Source organism: Klebsiella sp. HN106 (assembly GCF_051209435.1).
GTDB classification, from domain to species: Bacteria; Pseudomonadota; Gammaproteobacteria; order Enterobacterales; family Enterobacteriaceae; genus Klebsiella; species Klebsiella oxytoca.
The window spans coordinates 333190-350923 of record NZ_JBLURD010000001.1 but is presented as its reverse complement, the minus strand read 5'-3'; the positions used below and the strand labels follow the sequence as shown (position 1 = coordinate 350923).

The 17734-nt window shown below is 53.3% G+C and carries 13 protein-coding genes; 9 read left to right on the top strand and 4 right to left on the bottom strand.

Annotated features, from left to right (window positions below):
* Nucleotides 1-21: 21 nt before the first annotated feature.
* Nucleotides 22-1413 (bottom strand): phosphoglycerate transporter PgtP, encoded by a 1392-nt coding sequence (pgtP, locus tag ACSIPU_RS01620; protein WP_004113099.1) that lies wholly within the window; start codon nucleotides 1411-1413, stop codon nucleotides 22-24.
* Between the two features lie 406 nt (nucleotides 1414-1819).
* Between pgtP and pgtC the strand changes: the two genes are divergently transcribed.
* From pgtC to ACSIPU_RS01595, 5 genes are all read left to right on the top strand, one after another.
* Nucleotides 1820-3040, top strand: coding sequence for a phosphoglycerate transport regulator PgtC (gene pgtC, locus ACSIPU_RS01615; protein WP_196557616.1), 1221 nt, complete (start codon nucleotides 1820-1822; stop codon nucleotides 3038-3040).
* Nucleotides 3037-5046: a two-component system sensor histidine kinase PgtB gene (pgtB, locus tag ACSIPU_RS01610; RefSeq protein WP_004102084.1), complete on the top strand. Its 2010-nt coding sequence runs from the start codon at nucleotides 3037-3039 to the stop codon at nucleotides 5044-5046. The genes pgtC and pgtB overlap by 4 nt, the downstream gene beginning before the upstream one ends.
* A complete protein-coding gene (gene pgtA, locus ACSIPU_RS01605) occupies nucleotides 5036-6286 on the top strand; it encodes a two-component system response regulator PgtA (protein WP_023320954.1) in 1251 nt (416 codons plus the stop codon). Before pgtB ends, pgtA begins: the two co-directional genes overlap by 11 nt.
* Nucleotides 6287-6689: 403 nt before the next feature.
* A complete protein-coding gene (locus ACSIPU_RS01600) occupies nucleotides 6690-7973 on the top strand; it encodes an HAAAP family serine/threonine permease (RefSeq protein ID WP_004102080.1) in 1284 nt (427 codons plus the stop codon).
* 63 nt (nucleotides 7974-8036) lie between these two features.
* Nucleotides 8037-9404: an L-serine ammonia-lyase gene (locus ACSIPU_RS01595; protein ID WP_004102078.1), complete on the top strand. Its 1368-nt coding sequence runs from the start codon at nucleotides 8037-8039 to the stop codon at nucleotides 9402-9404.
* Between the two features lie 84 nt (nucleotides 9405-9488).
* On the opposite strand, the gene ACSIPU_RS01590 is transcribed toward ACSIPU_RS01595, so the two are convergent.
* Both ACSIPU_RS01590 and ACSIPU_RS01585 read right to left on the bottom strand, forming a co-directional pair.
* Complete coding sequence (locus ACSIPU_RS01590; RefSeq protein WP_004102076.1) at nucleotides 9489-9929, bottom strand: helix-turn-helix domain-containing protein; 441 nt, start codon at nucleotides 9927-9929, stop codon at nucleotides 9489-9491.
* A gap of 808 nt (nucleotides 9930-10737) precedes the next feature.
* Nucleotides 10738-11010, bottom strand: a complete 273-nt coding sequence (locus tag ACSIPU_RS01585) for a DUF1471 domain-containing protein (RefSeq protein ID WP_004113093.1) — start codon at nucleotides 11008-11010, stop codon at nucleotides 10738-10740.
* A 1275-nt stretch (nucleotides 11011-12285) separates the two neighbouring features.
* Between ACSIPU_RS01585 and ACSIPU_RS01580 the strand changes: the two genes are divergently transcribed.
* Nucleotides 12286-13656: an MFS transporter gene (locus tag ACSIPU_RS01580; RefSeq protein ID WP_004113002.1), complete on the top strand. Its 1371-nt coding sequence runs from the start codon at nucleotides 12286-12288 to the stop codon at nucleotides 13654-13656.
* Nucleotides 13657-13669: 13 nt separating this feature from the next.
* Nucleotides 13670-14932: a gallate dioxygenase gene (locus ACSIPU_RS01575; RefSeq protein ID WP_004113000.1), complete on the top strand. Its 1263-nt coding sequence runs from the start codon at nucleotides 13670-13672 to the stop codon at nucleotides 14930-14932.
* Here ACSIPU_RS01575 and ACSIPU_RS01570 read toward each other — a convergent pair.
* Complete coding sequence (locus ACSIPU_RS01570; RefSeq protein ID WP_032705213.1) at nucleotides 14929-16155, bottom strand: LysR substrate-binding domain-containing protein; 1227 nt, start codon at nucleotides 16153-16155, stop codon at nucleotides 14929-14931. The genes ACSIPU_RS01575 and ACSIPU_RS01570 overlap by 4 nt on opposite strands.
* Before the next feature lie 128 nt (nucleotides 16156-16283).
* Here ACSIPU_RS01570 and galB point away from each other — a divergent pair, with 128 nt between their 5' ends.
* Nucleotides 16284-17024 (top strand): 4-oxalmesaconate hydratase, encoded by a 741-nt coding sequence (galB, locus tag ACSIPU_RS01565; RefSeq protein WP_049102202.1) that lies wholly within the window; start codon nucleotides 16284-16286, stop codon nucleotides 17022-17024.
* Complete coding sequence (locus ACSIPU_RS01560) at nucleotides 17021-17734, top strand: 4-carboxy-4-hydroxy-2-oxoadipate aldolase/oxaloacetate decarboxylase (protein WP_049094870.1); 714 nt, start codon at nucleotides 17021-17023, stop codon at nucleotides 17732-17734. The genes galB and ACSIPU_RS01560 overlap by 4 nt, the downstream gene beginning before the upstream one ends.

The following is a 17734-nucleotide window of genomic DNA, read 5'->3' as shown; positions in this document are numbered from 1 at the left end:
TCTTTCTACGTTATCAGGCGCTTACTGTGCGTCAGCCAGCGCCAGCCGGGCCTCTTCCTGCTCGGTGATTTTACGCTGTTGCTCAAGCTCCAGCGCGCCGCGATGAGAGAGGTAGCAGAACAGGATGCAGCAGACGATCCCGCCCATCAGCAGATAGAACCCGCCGTGCCAGCCCATTTTATCGACCATCACGCCAAACAGGCTGGTGCCTAACGAGGCGCCAAAGATATAGCTCATAAATCCGCGCAGACCCACGGCTGAACCAACGGCAAAGCTGGGGACGATCTCCATGGTCTGAACCGAGGCCAGAAACTGCGGGACGTAAATCAGGCAGCCCACAATCGCCGCGAATACCGTGACCATCAGCAGAGATTCGCTTTTCCAGTAGCCGATCAGACAGATGAAGATTAGCGCCATGCAGATCATGGCTAACGGCATCCGGCGCCCTTTGAACAGCTTGTCGGAAAGCCACCCGGCCAGTAGGGTAGAAGGAATCGCTGCCCACTCAAAAAACAGGAAGGCGACGCTCATCTGCTCTTTAGAAAAATGTTTCACCGTCAGCAGATAGATAGGCAGCCAGCTGATCATGCCGAAACGCACCATGTAGACAAAGACATCGACGAAGGAGACATACCAGGCGTTTTTGTTGCGCAGGACGTAGGTGCAGAAGATCTGGAACGCGCTCATGTTCTCCGGCGCTTGCTGAGTATGTTTGGTCTTCAGCACCACTTTTTCTTCCGGCATCATCTCTTCCAGCGAAGGCAGGCCTTCCTCGCGCGGCGAACCTTTACCCAGCACCAGTACGCTGATGGCGAATACCACCGCCACGCAGGCCGGCACAATGTAGCTGGCGCTCTGCCAGTGCTCGGTACCGAGAATCGCAAATGCGGCGCCGACGATCGGGGCGACAATCCCGCCGCCGACGTTATGGGAAATATTCCAGAAAGCCCCTACGCGGCCACGCTCCCGACGCGGGAACCAGTTAGCGATGGTAATAAAAGAGGGGCCGACCCCCATCCCCTGAAACAGGCCGTTCAGGACAACCAGCGCAGCGAAGATCCAGAATGCGGTACTGAATCCTAACCCGACGTTGACGATTGCGCACAGTACGAGACCGCAGGCCATAAACACTTTCGGGCTGGCTTTATCCGCAAGGCTGCTCATCACGCCTTTACTGATACCGTACGCTATCAGCATACAGCTGCTGAGCAAACCGATCTGCGTGGCGCTAAGGTCTAACTGCTCTTTCAGATAGGGCGTGGATAATGTGAAGTTATTGCGCACAATATAGTACGCCAGATATCCCAGAAATACGCTTAGCAGCGCCTGCATGCGGTATCGACCATAAGTTGCCTGAATTTTCTCAGCAGGAACTTTATTCGCCGACGGCCCTTTTTTTAATAATGATAACATGTCGTCACCTGTATTTTATATTGATGTGAACATCAGGAGTATTCGACCTGAAGGGTGAAATAAGCGGCCATAAAATACAAATCGTCGAAATGAGTCAAAACTGACTCAAAATAATGAATTGATAGGTTGCTTTTGACTCATATTGAATGAGCGAGAGCCTGCGGAAATAATTTTGCGCTGATTTTATGTCAGGCTTGTGCGGATACCAGCAAATTCCCCAATCATTATCTGGTAATCTTTCCTGATATTCCCGGACGCCCGTTTGACTATTTTGCCGCTCGCGGTGATTAATTCGCCAGATTTCATAAACGGGTAAGTTTTGTCTCAACGCTATTTTTACGGTATTTCAATATTTATGAACGGGATCACAAACATGTCTCTTCGTCGGGGCGGGATAGTGAGCAAAATGCTCGCGCTGATGCTGCTGACCGCCTGGCTGAGACCCTGTGCAGCGCAAAGCAATGAGCTGGTGATGGCGACGACATTTTCACCCAGCGCCACCGTGTGGATTATCGATCGCTGGCAGACGGAGCCGGGGTCAGTGATGATCAGGACGCTCAACCGCACCAGCGCCTCGCTGGAACAGCTGCTTGATACGGCAAATGCCGAAAATGTCGATCTGATCCTGACCTCGTCGCCGATGCTGCTGCAGCATCTTCAGGAGCATCAAAAACTGGCGCCGTTCAGCGGTGCGCCGGCAGTCAGCCAACACCTGGTGCCGGAATCTATCCGCTCCACCTCCGTGGCCGTGGCGATTTCCGGGTTCGGTTTGCTGATTAATCGCTCGGCGCTGATGACACGGCATCTGCCTGCGCCAGCGGACTGGGATGACCTGACCGATCCCCGCTATCAGGGGGCGCTGCTGATGAGCAGTCCGTCGCGTTCGGATACCAACCATCTGATGGTGGAGTCGCTGCTGCAACAAAAGGGCTGGATTAAGGGATGGGAAACGCTGTTGACGAGTACGGGGAACCTCGTGACCATTTCATCCCGCAGCTTTGGGGTAGCGGATAAGATTAAAAGCGGCCTGGGCGTGGCCGGTCCGGTGATTGATAACTACGCCAATCTGCTGCTGAACGATCCGCACCTGGCTTTTACCTATTTTCCGCAGTCGGCGGTTTCGCCGACCTATATCGCGGTGCTTAAAAACAGTCAGCACGCCAGCGAGGCGCGGCGGTTTATTCGCTATCTGTTAAGCCCGGAGGGCCAGGCGATCCTCGCCGATGCTAATACCGGGAAATACCCGGTAACGCCGCTGGCGGCAGGCAATCCGCGGGCGGCGCAGCAGGCGGTGCTGATGAATCAACCGCCATTGAACTATCGGCTGATCCTCAAACGCCAGCGTCTGGTTCAACGGATGTTCGATACGGCGATCAGCTTTCGTCTTGCCCAGCTAAAAGATGCCTGGCGAGCGCTGCATAGCGCGGAGGCCCGTCTCAAGCGTCCGCTGCCCGAGATACGCGCGTTGCTGACCCGTGTGCCGGTCGATCCGGCCAGCAGCGAGGATGAAGCCTGGCTGGCTCAGTTCGACAATAAGAGCTTCGCGGAACAGCAGATGATGGAGTGGCAGCTCTGGTTTCTCAACAATCAGCGGCAGGCGATTAATAAACTGGAAGAACTGAAATGATGGGCAGGTCCATGCTGCAACGTCTGCGGCAAATCAGTATCAGTAGCAGCCTACGCGGGGCTTTTCTGATGGGGGCGCTGCTGACGCTGATTGTCAGCAGCGTCAGCCTCTATTCATGGCATGAGCAAAGTTCGCAGATCCGCTATTCGCTGGATGAGTATTTTCCGCGCATCCATTCGGCTTTTCTGATTGAAGGGAATCTCAACCTGGTGGTCGATCAGCTCAATGAATTTCTGCTGGCGCCGAATACCACGGTACGGCTGCAGCTGCGCAACCAGATTATCCAGCATCTGGATAAAATAGAGCGGTTGAGCCAGGGGTTGTCGCCGGCAGAACGCCAGCAGCTGGCGGTGATATTGCAGGACAGCCGCGCGCTGCTGGCGGAACTGGATCGCGTGCTCTACAACATGTTTCTGGTTCGCGAAAAGGTGGGAGAGCTTTCGGCGCGGATCGACTGGCTGCACGATGATTTCACCACCGAGCTGAATTCGCTGGTGCAGGATTTTACCTGGCAACAGGGAACGCTGCTCGATCAGATTGAAGCCCGACAGGGGGATGCGGCGCAGTACCTGAAACGCTCCCGGGAAGTGCAGAATGAACAACAGCAGGTCTATACCCTGGCTCGTATTGAAAATCAGATCGTTGACGACCTGCGCGACAGGCTCAATGAACTGAAATCCGGTAATGATGACGGCATGCTGGTGGAGACGCATATCCGCTATCTTGAAAACCTGAAGAAAACGTCGGATGAAAATATTCGTGCGCTGGATGACTGGCCGAGCACCATTACCCTGCGACAAACGATCGATGAGCTGCTGGAAATTGGCATGGTGAAAAATAAGATGCCGGACACTATGCGCGACTACGTTACCGCGCAAAAAGCGCTCGTGGAAGCCAGCCGGGCCAGAGAAGCAACACTGGGACGCTTCAGAACGCTGCTGGAAGCCCAGCTTGGCAGCAGTCACCAGCAGATGCAGATGTTTAATCAGCGTATGGGGCAGATTGTCCGGGTCAGCGGCGGGTTAATCCTGGTGGCGACGCTGCTGGCGCTGCTGCTGGCGTGGGGGCTGAATCATTATTTTATTCGCTCGCGGCTGGTGAAGCGCTTTACCGCGCTGAATCAGGCGGTGGTGCAGATTGGTCTGGGCCAGACCGAGGCGACCATTCCGGTTTACGGGCGCGACGAGCTGGGACGTATTGCCGGTTTACTTCGCCATACCCTGGGTCAGCTTAATGCGCAAAAACAGCAGCTTGAACAGGAGATAGGCGAGCGGAAAGCGATTGAGGCCGATCTGCGTGCCACTCAGGACGAGCTGATCCAGACCGCTAAACTGGCGGTGGTGGGGCAGACGATGACCACCCTGGCGCATGAGATCAATCAGCCGTTGAATGCGCTGTCGATGTATCTTTTTACCGCAGGAAGGGCAATCGAGCAGGGACAGACGGAGCAGGCGCGGACGACGTTGAGCAAAGCGGAAGGGCTGATCAACCGCATTGACGCGATTATCCGCTCCCTGCGCCAGTTTACCCGCCGCGCAGAACTGGAAACAGCGCTGCACCCGGTCGATTTGCGCCAGACATTTACCGTGGCGTGGGAATTGCTGGCGATGCGACATAAACCTCAGCAGGGGACGCTGCTGATACCGGATGACACCGTCTGGATCCTGGGAGACGAAGTGCGTGTTCATCAGGTGCTGGTGAACGTGCTGTCAAATGCCCTTGATGCTTGCCCGCACGCAGCGCAAATCACCGTGAGCTGGCAAATCCAGGGCGAAAGGCTGTGCGTGTTGATTGCCGATAACGGCCCCGGCTGGCCTGCGGCCTTACTCCCTTCGCTGTTAAAGCCGTTCACTACCAGCAAAGCCGTGGGACTGGGAATAGGGCTTTCGATATGTGTTTCGCTGATGACGCAAATGGAAGGGGCGTTGCGCCTGGCGTCGACGTTTACGCGCAGTGCCTGCGTGGTGCTGGAATTCAATTTGACGGATGTAAAAGATGTTGAGTAATAACTGTTCGATTCTGCTGATTGATGATGATGCCGATGTGTTGGATGCCTATACGCAGCTGCTTGAGCAAGCGGGGTATCACGTCAGTGCCTGTAATAATCCTTTTGATGCGCGGGAGCAGGTGCCGAAGGACTGGCCCGGCATTGTTTTAAGCGATGTCTGCATGCCCGGCTGCTCCGGAATCGATTTAATGACGTTGTTTCATCAGGATGACGATCTGCTGCCGATTCTGCTCATCACCGGTCACGGCGATGTGCCGATGGCGGTGGAGGCGGTGAAAAAAGGGGCCTGGGATTTCCTGCAAAAGCCGATCGATCCGGGCAAGCTGCTCACGCTGGTGGATGCCGCGCTGCGTCAGAGGCAATCGGTGATCGCCCGTCGCCAGTATTGTCAGCAAAAATTACAGGTTGAGCTTATTGGCCGTAGCCAATGGACGGATCGGTATCGCCAGCGCCTTCAGCAGCTGGCAGAGACGGATATTGCGGTATGGCTTTACGGCGAGCCGGGAACCGGCCGCATGACCGGCGCGCGTTACCTGCACCAGTTAGGGCGTCACGCCGACGGTCCGTTTATCTCCTGCGAACTCAATACGGCTAACGCCCACACGCTGAATGAACTGATCGCGCAAGCCCAGGGCGGGACGCTGGTCTTAAGTCACCTGGAGCATCTGACTCACGGGCAACAGCATCATCTGGTACAGCTGCAGAGTCATGAGAAACGGCCTTTTCGCCTGATTGGTATCGGTAATGCTTCGCTGGTGGAGCTGGCCGCCAGCAGCCAGATAGTGGCGGAACTCTATTACTGCTTCGCGATGACGCAAATTGGCTGCCAGCCTCTGTCAAAGCGACCTGATGATATCGAGCCGCTGTTTCATCACTATTTGCAAAAAACCTGTCAACGGCTGAATCATCCCGTCCCGGAGGTGGATGCCGGTCTGTTGAAGGGGATGATGCGGCGAGTGTGGCCAAATAACGTTCGCGAACTGGCGAACGCCGCCGAGCTGTTTGCGGTGGGGGTATTACCGCTCGCGGAAACGGTGAATCCGCAGATGCTCGTCGGCGAACCGACGCCGCTGGATCGGCGGGTTGAGGACGTCGAGCGGCAGATTATCACTGAAGCGCTGAATATCCACCAGGGACGTATCAATGAGGTGGCGGAGTATCTGCTTATACCGCGTAAAAAACTCTATCTCAGAATGAAGAAGTATGGCCTGAGTAAAGAGCATTACAAAGGGGTGTAGGGCAGTTTAAGGGGAGGAGGTGACGATGCGGTCATGTCCTCTGCGCAAAAACAGGACCGCTACCCGCGGTGAATTTTCATGTCGGGAAATAATTTCTTTAATTTTTTATTAATCGTATGACAAATATTGTTTGTTACCTCAAGGTTCTGGGTATATAAAGAAACGGCAGTTAAGATCATACGAAAAATAATAACGTATTAAAAATGATACCTTAAAAAAATAACGAATTCTCGGGGTTAATTTTGATACGTTAAAAGTCACTGCAATAAATCAGGTTATGTGATCGCGGTTAGTGAATTAGCATAGTTGCATTTCATAAAATAGCCAAATAAACACCACGTTTTTATTACCTGAATCAGCGTCAAATAAACCTGACGCTACTTTATATTACTGAGGCCATATTATGGAAACCGTTCAAAATACCCTCGTCGCTCGCGAGAGCAGCGGCTGGAGAAAGAGTGATACCGTCTGGATGCTGGGTCTGTACGGTACTGCGATTGGCGCAGGGGTGCTTTTTTTGCCAATTAACGCCGGGGTCGGCGGTTTAATTCCGTTAATCATCATGGCTATTCTTGCATTTCCGATGACGTTTTTTGCCCACCGTGGTTTAACTCGTTTTGTTCTGTCGGGCAAAAACCCGGGGGAAGATATTACCGAAGTTGTGGAAGAGCATTTCGGTACGGGCGCCGGTAAGCTCATCACGCTGCTGTACTTCTTCGCTATTTATCCGATTCTGCTGGTCTACAGCGTGGCTATTACTAACACGGTTGATAGCTTTATTACTCACCAGCTTGGTCTGGTGTCTCCGCCGCGCGCCATTTTGTCGCTGATTCTCATTGTCGGCATGATGGGAATCGTCCGCTTTGGCGAAAAAATGATTGTTAAAGCCATGAGCGTGCTGGTGTTTCCATTCGTCTTTGCGCTGATGGTGCTGGCGCTGTATTTGATACCGCAATGGAACGGCGCAGTACTGGATACGCTGTCGCTGAGCAGCGCCTCCGCAACGGGGAACGGTCTGTGGATGACCCTGTGGCTGGCAATCCCGGTCATGGTGTTCTCCTTTAACCATTCGCCAATTATCTCCTCCTTTGCGGTGGCAAAGCGGGAAGAATATGGTCAGGACGCTGAGCGCAAGTGCTCGCGTATCCTGGGCTTCGCCCACATCATGATGGTGCTGACCGTGATGTTCTTCGTGTTCAGCTGCGTGCTAAGCCTCTCACCGGAAAACCTGGCGGAAGCGAAGGCTCAGAATATCTCCATTCTTTCCTACCTGGCGAACCACTTCAACGCGCCGGTGATTGCCTGGATGGCACCGATTATCGCCATGATCGCGATTACCAAATCCTTCCTTGGCCATTACCTCGGGGCGCGTGAAGGTTTCAACGGCATGGTGATTAAATCTCTGCGCGGAAAAGGTAAATCCATCGAAATCAATAAGCTGAACAAGATTACCGCGCTGTTTATGCTGGTGACGACCTGGCTTGTCGCTACCCTGAACCCAAGCATCCTGGGCATGATTGAGACCCTGGGCGGTCCGGTTATCGCGATGATTTTGTTCCTGATGCCAATGTATGCCATTAACAAAGTCCCGGCCATGCGCAAGTACAGCGGTCATATCAGCAATGCGTTTGTGGTTGTCATGGGGTTAATTGCCATCTCCGCCATTTTCTTCTCTCTGTTTAGCTAAGTGTTCAGCGCCGCCTGCCACAGGCGGCGCATCCGTTTTGCTATGTAACCGCATGGGTGCCACATGATTAGCGTTTTCGATATTTTCAAAATCAGCATCGGGCCGTCCAGCTCACATACCGTCGGGCCGATGAAAGCGGGAAAACATTTTGTTGATACCCTGCAGGAAAAGGGCCTGCTGCAAAAAGTGAATCGTCTGGTAGTGGATGTGTATGGTTCACTGTCATTAACGGGTAAAGGTCACCACACCGATATCGCCATCATTCTCGGACTATCGGGATATTTACCGGATACCGTGGATATCGACGCCATCCCCGGTATTATTCGTGATGTGAACACCATGCATCGTCTGTTTATAGAAGAAGGCCAGCGAGAAATTCAGTTCCCGGTGGCGGAATGCATGCGTTTTCACAATGAATTTCTGCCGCTGCATGAAAACGGCATGAGCATTACGGCGTTTTGCGACGGCAAAATTGCCCATTTCCAGACCTATTATTCCATCGGCGGCGGTTTTATCGTGACGGAGGAAAACTTTGGTAAGAATCAGGATGCCGAAGTCGATATTCCGTTCCCGTTCTATTCCGCACGTAATCTGCTGGCGCACTGTCATGACAACTGCCTGTCGATTTCTGCCGTGATGATGAAAAATGAGATCGCTCGCCACGGCAGAGAGAGCGTGGAGCAAAATATGGCGAAAATCTGGGAGACCATGAGAAACGCCATTAACCGGGGTATGAATACGGAAGGCATCTTGCCGGGGCCGCTGAAAGTACCGCGCCGTGCTTCTGCGCTGCACCGCGTGCTGGCGCCCCAGAGCCAGTCGATTACGCCACTGAGCGCCATGGATTGGGTCAATATGTTCGCGATGGCGGTGGGAGAGGAGAACGCGGCGGGCGGGCGAGTGGTTACCGCGCCGACTAACGGCGCCTGCGGCATTGTTCCGGCGGTACTGGCCTATTACGATCGTTTTATCAAAGAGGTGACGCCGGAAATCTATATGCGCTATTACCTGACGGCGGGCGCCATTGGCATTCTGTACAAGATGAATGCCTCGATTTCCGGAGCAGAAGTTGGTTGCCAGGGAGAAGTGGGCGTGGCCTGCTCAATGGCCTCTGCCGGTCTGGCCGAACTGCTGGGCGGCAGTCCGGAGAAGGTGTGCATTGCCGCGGAGATCGGCATGGAGCATAACCTCGGCCTGACCTGCGATCCGGTGGCCGGGCAGGTCCAGGTCCCCTGTATCGAGCGTAACGCGATTGCGGCAGTGAAGGCGATTAACTCGGCCAGCATGGCGATGTACCGGACCAGCGATCCAAAAGTCTCACTGGATAAAGTCATCGAAACGATGTTTGAGACAGGCAAAGACATGAATGCCAAATACCGTGAAACCGCCCGGGGCGGTCTGGCAATAAAAGTCGCGGTATGTGAATCCTGATTTTGGATAAAACCGCCTGTGCGCGCTGCAGGCGGTTTACTCTTTCTCTGGCCGCGAAACTTGCCGGCCGTCTTCTTAAGTCCCTTAGCTTTTTTTCTCCGCGTCCGGCGGTGTAAAAGACCATACCACGCTGTTCGAAGCCGATGAGGTGTACCACTCGTTAATGGTGGCATTAGCCTCGCCAGGCGGCGTAGCAGTGGGCAATTTCTCTTTTGCCTGAGGCGTTTTTTTACGGATACGGATACGGGAAGGGGTCTCGGCATTGAGCTGCGCCTTAAAGGTGCGCATGTGCGAATCGAATAAAATCGACTCCAGCTGATGCAGACGATCCAGACCGCGCAAAATGCCAATAAGCGTACTGAGGGTCACCGACTCACCCAATTCAACGCGCTTAATGGTTGCCGCACCGACCTGGGCGCGTTCGGCCAGCTCAATCTGTGACAATCCCAGCTGTATACGCGTTTCTTTAATTCTTCGGCACAGTTCAGAAATAATTTCACTGTCGGGCATGGTACTGAAACGCATCTTAATTCCTCTACTGCGTATTAATTCTTAACTGATTATTTAACATGTTACTTTGTAAATAAAGTGGATAATGTCTCTTTTGCGAGAGTGGCGACATTGTTTTTCGCGTATGTCATCAGGTCGTTAGCAGTTATGAGGTTTTCAGTTACTTAAGAAGTGCCGTGGCTATCTTTTTTCATTATCCGAATAGAAATGGGCGCAGAGATCGCCGGAGGTGATATGATTTACATCGACTTTATGAACACGAAGAACGTGAAGCAGGGAAGTGCCGCGGCTCCTTCAGGGTATTCTGGCGCTGATTATTATCAAAAATGTCATTTTTTTTGCTTTGTTAGATTCAAATGTTTTTGTCGATTGTATCGAATTCCTTATTGCTCAAAGTATTGAGTTTTTTAACCCGAGGCAAAATAAGGTCTTAATGGTTTAAATATTCTTACTCGCTGTTGCAGTATTTTAATTAACTGCTAGTGTACCCGGGAAAACATTCCCAGGCTATTCCTCTCCAGGGAGCAACGTTGTTTTTTTCTGTGCTGTTTTCATCTGTTATATGCTTTACACCGTATCTGATACAAAAAACGATGTTTTTCGTTAAAAGAGCGATCTAAGCCGACTGACAACCCGGCCACACAACCTGATGTCTGCCTCTGTAATGGCGGAAACCCGGGAGCAGGGTGGTTACCCGATAAACTGATGAAAATGGGATTTACCGTAGCTGATAGAAAAATAAGCAAACAGCCTGTGCGAGGAGAAACAGGCTGTTAAATATAACAGATGCTATATTAAGCTCTGATGAAATTTATCAGGATCGTTATTTATAAACTTCAGCAGTTGCTTCAAAGTTTGGACCATGCTCACGAGCCGCGGTAATCACATAGAACTTGCCACCTTTTTCATCAGCTAATTTTGAAAGCTGATCGTGCAAGTCAGAGGGAGAAGAGAATTGACCGCCGGAAGGTCCTACAGAGATACTGCCTACATGGGTCAGTTTAAAATGGTCAACTTCTTGTTTCGTAATCAACTGAGAGGCTGAGGCGCCAAATGCAAACGCGGATAACGCTAATGCAGCTAATACCTTTTTCATTATCTAATCTCCTTTAAATAAAGCTCATCGAAAGCTTTTTCATTTTAAGTATAGTAGCCATTTTCAGTATCGCCAAAAAATGACGGTGAACACCGTGGCAATCCCAGGATTAATCCAGCGTTATCCTGATGGCAGGAGTCACGATAGCAAGACTTGCGGTGAAGCCAGGTGGTCATGTCTAAGAAATTCAGAAAGGATGTTGGCATGAGAGCACGGCAATATGCAGACGATACGTTTTCGTCTTTGTTGTCAGACGTTGGCTGAGAATATCCTGAGTGGTTCTGGTTCTTGAGCCGGTAAAAGAACAACACCGCTGCATATACCATCCGGGAGGCAGTAAGCGATAACATGTCGCAAGATCCCGGCAGCGGGAATGGAAACGCCGGGAACATTAGCAGAATCCCTGGCGGGTTAACCTGAGTTCTGGTCACAACCGCATAATCTGGCTGACACCATATTTGTCAAAGCTAAGTTCAGAAGTCCGGGGCCGCGGTCGATGACATCATGAAGGATTTTTAGGCCGTTGATTTCTTTCACTGTGAACATCCCGGCGTCATGTATAGCCACAGAAAACTCTTCAACAGGAAAAGTGAAGTGAGTTGTTGACCAGCCATACAGGTCTGAGAACTATAGCCTGGACATTCCTGATGATGATGGGCCACAAATAGACATTAGCATTGAGCCGTTACATCATTAGTGCGCATAATGTATATTATGTTAAATGAGCTGTAATGGTTAATAAGTTCATAAGACACTTTCACTACCCCATAAAAACGCCGTATGCCCTCAGCTGCAATTTTCTGCAGAGACCCATTATTGCCAGGCAAGCTGTCCTGCCCCCCATTACCTGAATAACAACCGTATCGCCAGCCTGCCCTCGAGACGTTTTAAAACACTGAAGCTCGCAATTCCGGCGTCTGGCTTCAACGGAGAACAAGTCGTCGGTATTGCAACCAGCCCCGTCTCACGCGTCAGCATGTATTCTGCATACGCTTGTCTCTTGAGCTGCCTGTAACCGGTTGATTGAGCAAACTCAGGAATTTAATAATGCCGTAAATCCGAGCAATCTCTCCAGGAAAATCGATTTACTGTAAATTCTGCTTGTCCTCACAACGACCTGGTTTTCGCCATGTCCATCACATTATAAATAGAACTCATACCTGCGCCGGGTTTTTTGAACCAGACACGACCGGTCGCCTGCCTTAAGTTGTATGCGAACGTTCATCACATAACACAAACAGAACATTCATACCGCCTGCTTAAGGAAGTCACCCTATGAATCAGACAAACATCGTTGATATAAAGGCGTGGATTGATGCCCGGCCGATATCACGCTTTCAGTGGCATGTCCTGCTCCTTTGCTTTCTTATCATTATGCTTGATGGTTATGATGCCGCAGTCATGGGCTTTATTGCCCCTGCGTTAATTGAGGACTGGAGCATCAGCCGCGCTCAGCTAGGCCCGATACTGGGTGCTGCCATGTTCGGCGTCGCCATCGGTGCTTTGGTCGCAGGGCCATTGTCGGATCGTTATGGTCGCAAGCGGATTCTGCTCTGGTCAGTTGCTTTTTTCGCCCTTTTTAGTCTGGCTGCTGCGGCGGCGCAGAGTCCGCTGCAAATGGCGCTAATGCGCTTTCTCACCGGGTTAGGTTTAGGGGCTGTCATGCCAAACTGCGTAACGCTCGTTGCGGAGTACATGCCTGAACGGCGTAAGGGCTTAATGATAACCCTGATGTACAGCGGATTTAATGTCGGCTCTGGTCTGGGTGGATTTATTGCCGCTGGTCTGCTTTCGCATTACAGCTGGCATTCGGCGCTGATTTTCGGCGGTGTGCTACCGCTGGTTCTGCTGCCCATTATGCTCGTCCTGCTGCCCGAGTCGGCTATGAGCATGGTTGCCCGCCGGGTGCCAACAGAAAAAATTGCCAACGTGCTGAATCGCATGGGTGGAAACTTCAATGAAAATAACATCTTCACTCTGAATACCCCGCTGATATCGCGCAGCAGTAAGGTGATTCAACTGTTTCGTCACGGATACGCCAGGGGCACAGTTGCGTTGTGGCTGACCTATTTTATGGGACTGTTTGTTATTTACCTGCTTAACGGCTGGCTACCCACTATCCTGCGTTCCGGGGGGCTCTCACTGCAGCAGGCTGCGATCATTACCGGTCTATTCCAGCTTGGCGGTCCGCTTGGCGGCATTATCGTCGGCTATATGATGGATCGCACCGCCGCAAAAAAAGTTATTGCCCTTACCTACTTCCTTGGCTGCCTGTGTCTGCTAACGCAAGGAGTGATGGATTTCGGCTCCGTGACGCTGGCGGTACTGATTTTCCTCAGCGGAATGTGTATTAATGGAGCGCAAAATGGCCTTCAGGCCTATTCTCCCGCCTATTACCAAACGGAAATTCGCGCCACGGGCGTAAGCTGGATGCACGGCATCGGCCGCACGGGAGCGATTCTGAGCTCCACGCTCGGCGGCGTCATCATGCTGGCCGTTCCTGGTCACTCGTCTATTTTCCTGGTACTCGCTTTGCCGGCATGTCTGGCGGGCATCGCTATTTTGTTGCACCGTATGAACCGAAAAGAGCCTCGTGCAACAGAGGCAGAACTGAGTGCACTGTCGCAAACCCTGCATAACCGATAACTGGAGATTTTTTATGGCCCGCATACTTGGCGGTATTGCCGTCTCACACACGCCGACAATTGGCTTCGCGGTCGATCACCACAAACAGCAGGATCCGGCGTGGTCCCCTATTTTCCAAAGCTTCGAGCCGCTTCAGCGCTGGCTTGATGAGAAAAAGCCCGACGCGCTGGTCTACATCTTTAACGATCATGTGACCGCCTTTTTCTTTGATCACTATTCCGCGTTTACCCTCGGAATCGACAAAGAGTATGGCGTCGCAGACGAAGGCGGCGGCCCGCGCGATCTGCCGCCGGTAAAAGGCGATGCGGCACTCTCGCGGCACATTGGTGCGAGCCTGATGGCCGACGAGTTTGATATGTCGTTCTTTATGAATAAAAAACTGGATCACGGGTTGTTTTCACCCCTGTCGGCGCTTCTGCCCTGGCAGCAGAATGAGGGCTGGCCAACGCGGGTGATCCCGCTGCAGATCGGCGTGCTACAGTTCCCGGTCCCCAGCGCAAAACGTTGCTATAAGCTTGGCCAGGCTTTACGCCGAGCCATCGAAAGCTACCCTGAAGATATCGACGTGGCAATCGTTGCGACGGGCGGGCTGTCGCATCAGGTACACGGAGAACGCTGTGGATTCAACAATACCGACTGGGACGCGCAGTTTGTCGACATGCTGGTTAACGACCCGGAAAAACTCACCGAAATGACCATCAGTGAATATGCGACGTTGGGCGGTATGGAAGGTTCAGAGGTTATTATGTGGCTGGTGATGCGCGGCGCCCTTTCGGCCAATGTTACTGAGACCTGGCGTGATTACTACCTGCCCTCAATGACCGGCATTGCAACGCTTATTCTGGAAAATAACGCCCGCACGCCGCCTGTGGACACCCTGTCCCGCCACCGCCAGCATATGGCGCAGCAGCTGGCTGGCGTTGAAAACCTGCCGGGAACGTATCCCTTTACGCATGAGCGCAGCCTGAACGGCCTGCGGCTGAACAACTTCCTGCATAAGCTGACGCAGCCCGCCTGGCGCGAGCGCTTCCTGAGCTCGCCGCAGACACTGTATGAGGAGGCCGGGCTGAGCCAGGAGGAACAACGTCTGCTGACCGAACGCGACTGGCGCGGTTTAATCCAGTATGGCGCAAGCTTTTTCCTGCTGGAGAAAATGGGCGCGGTAGTCGGCGTATCGAACCTGCATATTTACGCCGCCATGCGCGGTCAAACGCTGGAGGAGTTTCAGAAAACGCGCAACCAGCAGGTCACCTATTCTGTCGCCGGCACCCGTTAGCCTTTCGCCACGTGGTTATGAATAAAAGTTAACAGAGCTTGCGTAGCGGGTGACGGTATGCTCCCTTCGCGGAAGGTCAGCCCGATACGGCGTGTCGTATCGGGCAGGCGAACAGGCAAAACGGTGAGCAGCCCGTTCTCGATTTCATAGCGCATTTGGCTTGTAGATACCGCCGCCAGCATATCGGAGTGAAGCAGCAGGCCACGAACCATCGCCGCATCGCCGGTTTCAACACAGGGCTGTGGCAAAGGCAGCCCTGATATGAGAAAGGCATTGTCCAGCAGATGCCGCGCTGGCGCGTTCGAGCGAGGTAGCACCCACTGTGCCTGCGCCAGCTTGCTCCTGGGATCGGGATCGTGCAGCAGCGGATGGTCATTGCGCGCCAGGATCAGCATATCTTCTTCGAAGAGCGCTTCGTTTGTCAGTTCGGGGAGATCCTCATCCTGACGCAGGGCACCAATAATAAAATCAATATTGCCCGCGCGCATGTCCGACACCAGAGATTCATACGGGCTCTCGTTAGTCATTATTGTGATGTTTGGATGGCGCGCGAGGAAACTGGCGATCGCGCCGGGTAGCAGCTGCGTTCGGCTGAGCGGCAGCGCACCTATGCGCACGCTTCCCTCAAGCACGCCGCGCCGGGCGGCGAGATCGCTCCAGATATTATCCAGTTCGTTCAGCGACCGGCTGATGTGGGGATAAAGCACGTCTGCCGCAGCTGTCGGACGAACCCCTTCCGGGGTACGGCGAAACAGCGCCGCGTCGGCCCCTTTCTCCAGAATTTTAAGCGCTGCGCTAATTGCCGGTTGCGTCACCCCCAGTTGGGTAGCGACGGTCTGGGTATGATTGACATGATACAGTTGAATAAAAATTTCCAGCCGACGGGTATGAAATAGCCAGCCGGCATCCGGCAGCGCGGTAGACGCGCTGGCGCGCACCTTCAATTTTCGCATCAGGGCTGGCACGGCCTGCAAATCCTCTACCGCCCGCCTGGCGCGGGGTAATATACATTTACCGTACTCCGTAAGCACCATACCGCTGTAGTGACGCTCGAAAAGAATAACGTTCAGTGAGGCTTCCAGATCGCGTATTGCGCGCGTAATGGCGGACTGCGTACGAAATAAATCATCGGCAGCACGGGAGACACTACCCCTTAATGCTACCTGACAGAAAAAGCGTAGCTGCATAATATTTATCGAATTGCTTCGTATTTTTCTCTGCATGATCTGCCCGGCGTCGCTCAATGAACCAAATAACAACATAAATAAAAATCATAGCGTTCACAAGTTAACGAATTACCTTCCTGCGACGGGGCATGACAAGCTGACAAAAAACAACAGAGGAAGTCATCATGTCCCAACCGATTCGTGAAAAAAATGCTCTTGTCGTTAGTGCCCACTCCGCTGATTTCGTCTGGCGCGCAGGTGGCGCGATAGCCCTGCACGTCGAGCAGGGCTATCAGGTGCATATTGTCTGCTTGTCGTTCGGCGAGCGCGGGGAATCCGCTAAACTATGGCGCAAAGGCAATATGACCGAAGAAACGGTAAAACATCATCGTCGGGAAGAAGCGCAGGCTGCCGCCGACATTCTGGGAGCCAGCGTGGAGTTTTTTGATATTGGCGACTATCCGCTGCGTGCCGACAAAGAAACGCTGTTCCGCCTGGCGGATGTTTATCGTCGCGTACAGCCACACTTTGTCCTGACCCACTCCATGCAGGATCCTTATAACTACGATCACCCGATGGCGTCGAACCTGGCGCAGGAAGCCCGCATTATCGCCCAGGCCGAAGGATACCGTCCTGGTGAACCTGTCGTGCAGGCGCCGCCAGTCTATTGCTTTGAGCCGCATCAGCCTGAACAGTGCAGCTGGAAGCCGGACCTCCTGCTGGATATCACTCGCGTCTGGGAGAAAAAGTATCAGGCGATCCAGTGCATGCAGGGCCAGGAACACCTGTGGGAATACTATACCCGCGTGGCGCTCCAGCGGGGCGTGCAGGCTAAACGCAATATCGGCATCACCGCCGCGCGTGACATCGTGCATGCCGAAGGTTTCCAGAGCATCTTCCCTCGCGTGACGGAGAACCTCGCATGAATCTGCTTAACCGTAAAGGCATTGTCGTTCGCTCCCTTCCCCGCCACGACGATGCCGCCCTGCGTCAGTTCACCGCGGCGGGGGTAGCCACGCTTCACGAAGCTTACGACCGTCAGGGACTTATGGCCCCGCACATCAGGCCCATACAACAGGGCATATGCCGTGCCGGAAATGCGGTCACAGTGCTGGTCACGCCCGGCGATAACTGGATGTTCCACGTTGCCGTCGAGCAGTGCCGTCCGGGCGATATCCTCGTGGTGGCCCCCACCTCACTCTGCGGGGATGGCTTTTTTGGCGACCTGCTGGCCACGTCGCTACAATCGCGCGGCGTCGTGGGACTGGTGGGTGATATCGGCATCCGTGATTCGCATACCCTCCGCGAGATGGGCTTTGCCGTCTGGTCCAGGCAGGTTTACGCCCAGGGCACGGTGAAAGAGACGTTGGGCTCGGTTAACGTCCCGATTATCTGTGCAGGCCAGTTGGTGACGCCAGGGGATGTGATTGTCGCCGACGACGATGGCGTGGTGGTCATCCCGCACGCGCTTGGCCGCGAGGTGCTAGCAAAAGCCGAAACCCGAATGGCGAACGAAGAAGCGAAACGAGAGCGGATGAGGAGCGGGGAACTGGGGCTGGATATCTACGCGATGCGCCCGCGTCTCGCTGAAAAAGGACTGCGTTATTACGACAGCGCGGAAGATGCGGAGAGTTAA

Excerpts from the sequence above, each read along its gene's own strand:
- pgtP (WP_004113099.1), bottom strand. The coding sequence starts at position 1,413 with ATGTTATCATTATTAAAAAAAGGGCCGTCGGCGAATAAAGTTCCTGCT.
- pgtC (WP_196557616.1), top strand. The coding sequence starts at position 1,820 with ATGCTCGCGCTGATGCTGCTGACCGCCTGGCTGAGACCCTGTGCAGCG.
- pgtB (WP_004102084.1), top strand. The coding sequence starts at position 3,037 with ATGATGGGCAGGTCCATGCTGCAACGTCTGCGGCAAATCAGTATCAGT.
- pgtA (WP_023320954.1), top strand. The coding sequence starts at position 5,036 with ATGTTGAGTAATAACTGTTCGATTCTGCTGATTGATGATGATGCCGAT.
- ACSIPU_RS01600 (WP_004102080.1), top strand. The coding sequence starts at position 6,690 with ATGGAAACCGTTCAAAATACCCTCGTCGCTCGCGAGAGCAGCGGCTGG.
- ACSIPU_RS01595 (WP_004102078.1), top strand. The coding sequence starts at position 8,037 with ATGATTAGCGTTTTCGATATTTTCAAAATCAGCATCGGGCCGTCCAGC.
- ACSIPU_RS01590 (WP_004102076.1), bottom strand. The coding sequence starts at position 9,929 with ATGCGTTTCAGTACCATGCCCGACAGTGAAATTATTTCTGAACTGTGC.
- ACSIPU_RS01585 (WP_004113093.1), bottom strand. The coding sequence starts at position 11,010 with ATGAAAAAGGTATTAGCTGCATTAGCGTTATCCGCGTTTGCATTTGGC.
- ACSIPU_RS01580 (WP_004113002.1), top strand. The coding sequence starts at position 12,286 with ATGAATCAGACAAACATCGTTGATATAAAGGCGTGGATTGATGCCCGG.
- ACSIPU_RS01575 (WP_004113000.1), top strand. The coding sequence starts at position 13,670 with ATGGCCCGCATACTTGGCGGTATTGCCGTCTCACACACGCCGACAATT.
- ACSIPU_RS01570 (WP_032705213.1), bottom strand. The coding sequence starts at position 16,155 with ATGCAGAGAAAAATACGAAGCAATTCGATAAATATTATGCAGCTACGC.
- galB (WP_049102202.1), top strand. The coding sequence starts at position 16,284 with ATGTCCCAACCGATTCGTGAAAAAAATGCTCTTGTCGTTAGTGCCCAC.
- ACSIPU_RS01560 (WP_049094870.1), top strand. The coding sequence starts at position 17,021 with ATGAATCTGCTTAACCGTAAAGGCATTGTCGTTCGCTCCCTTCCCCGC.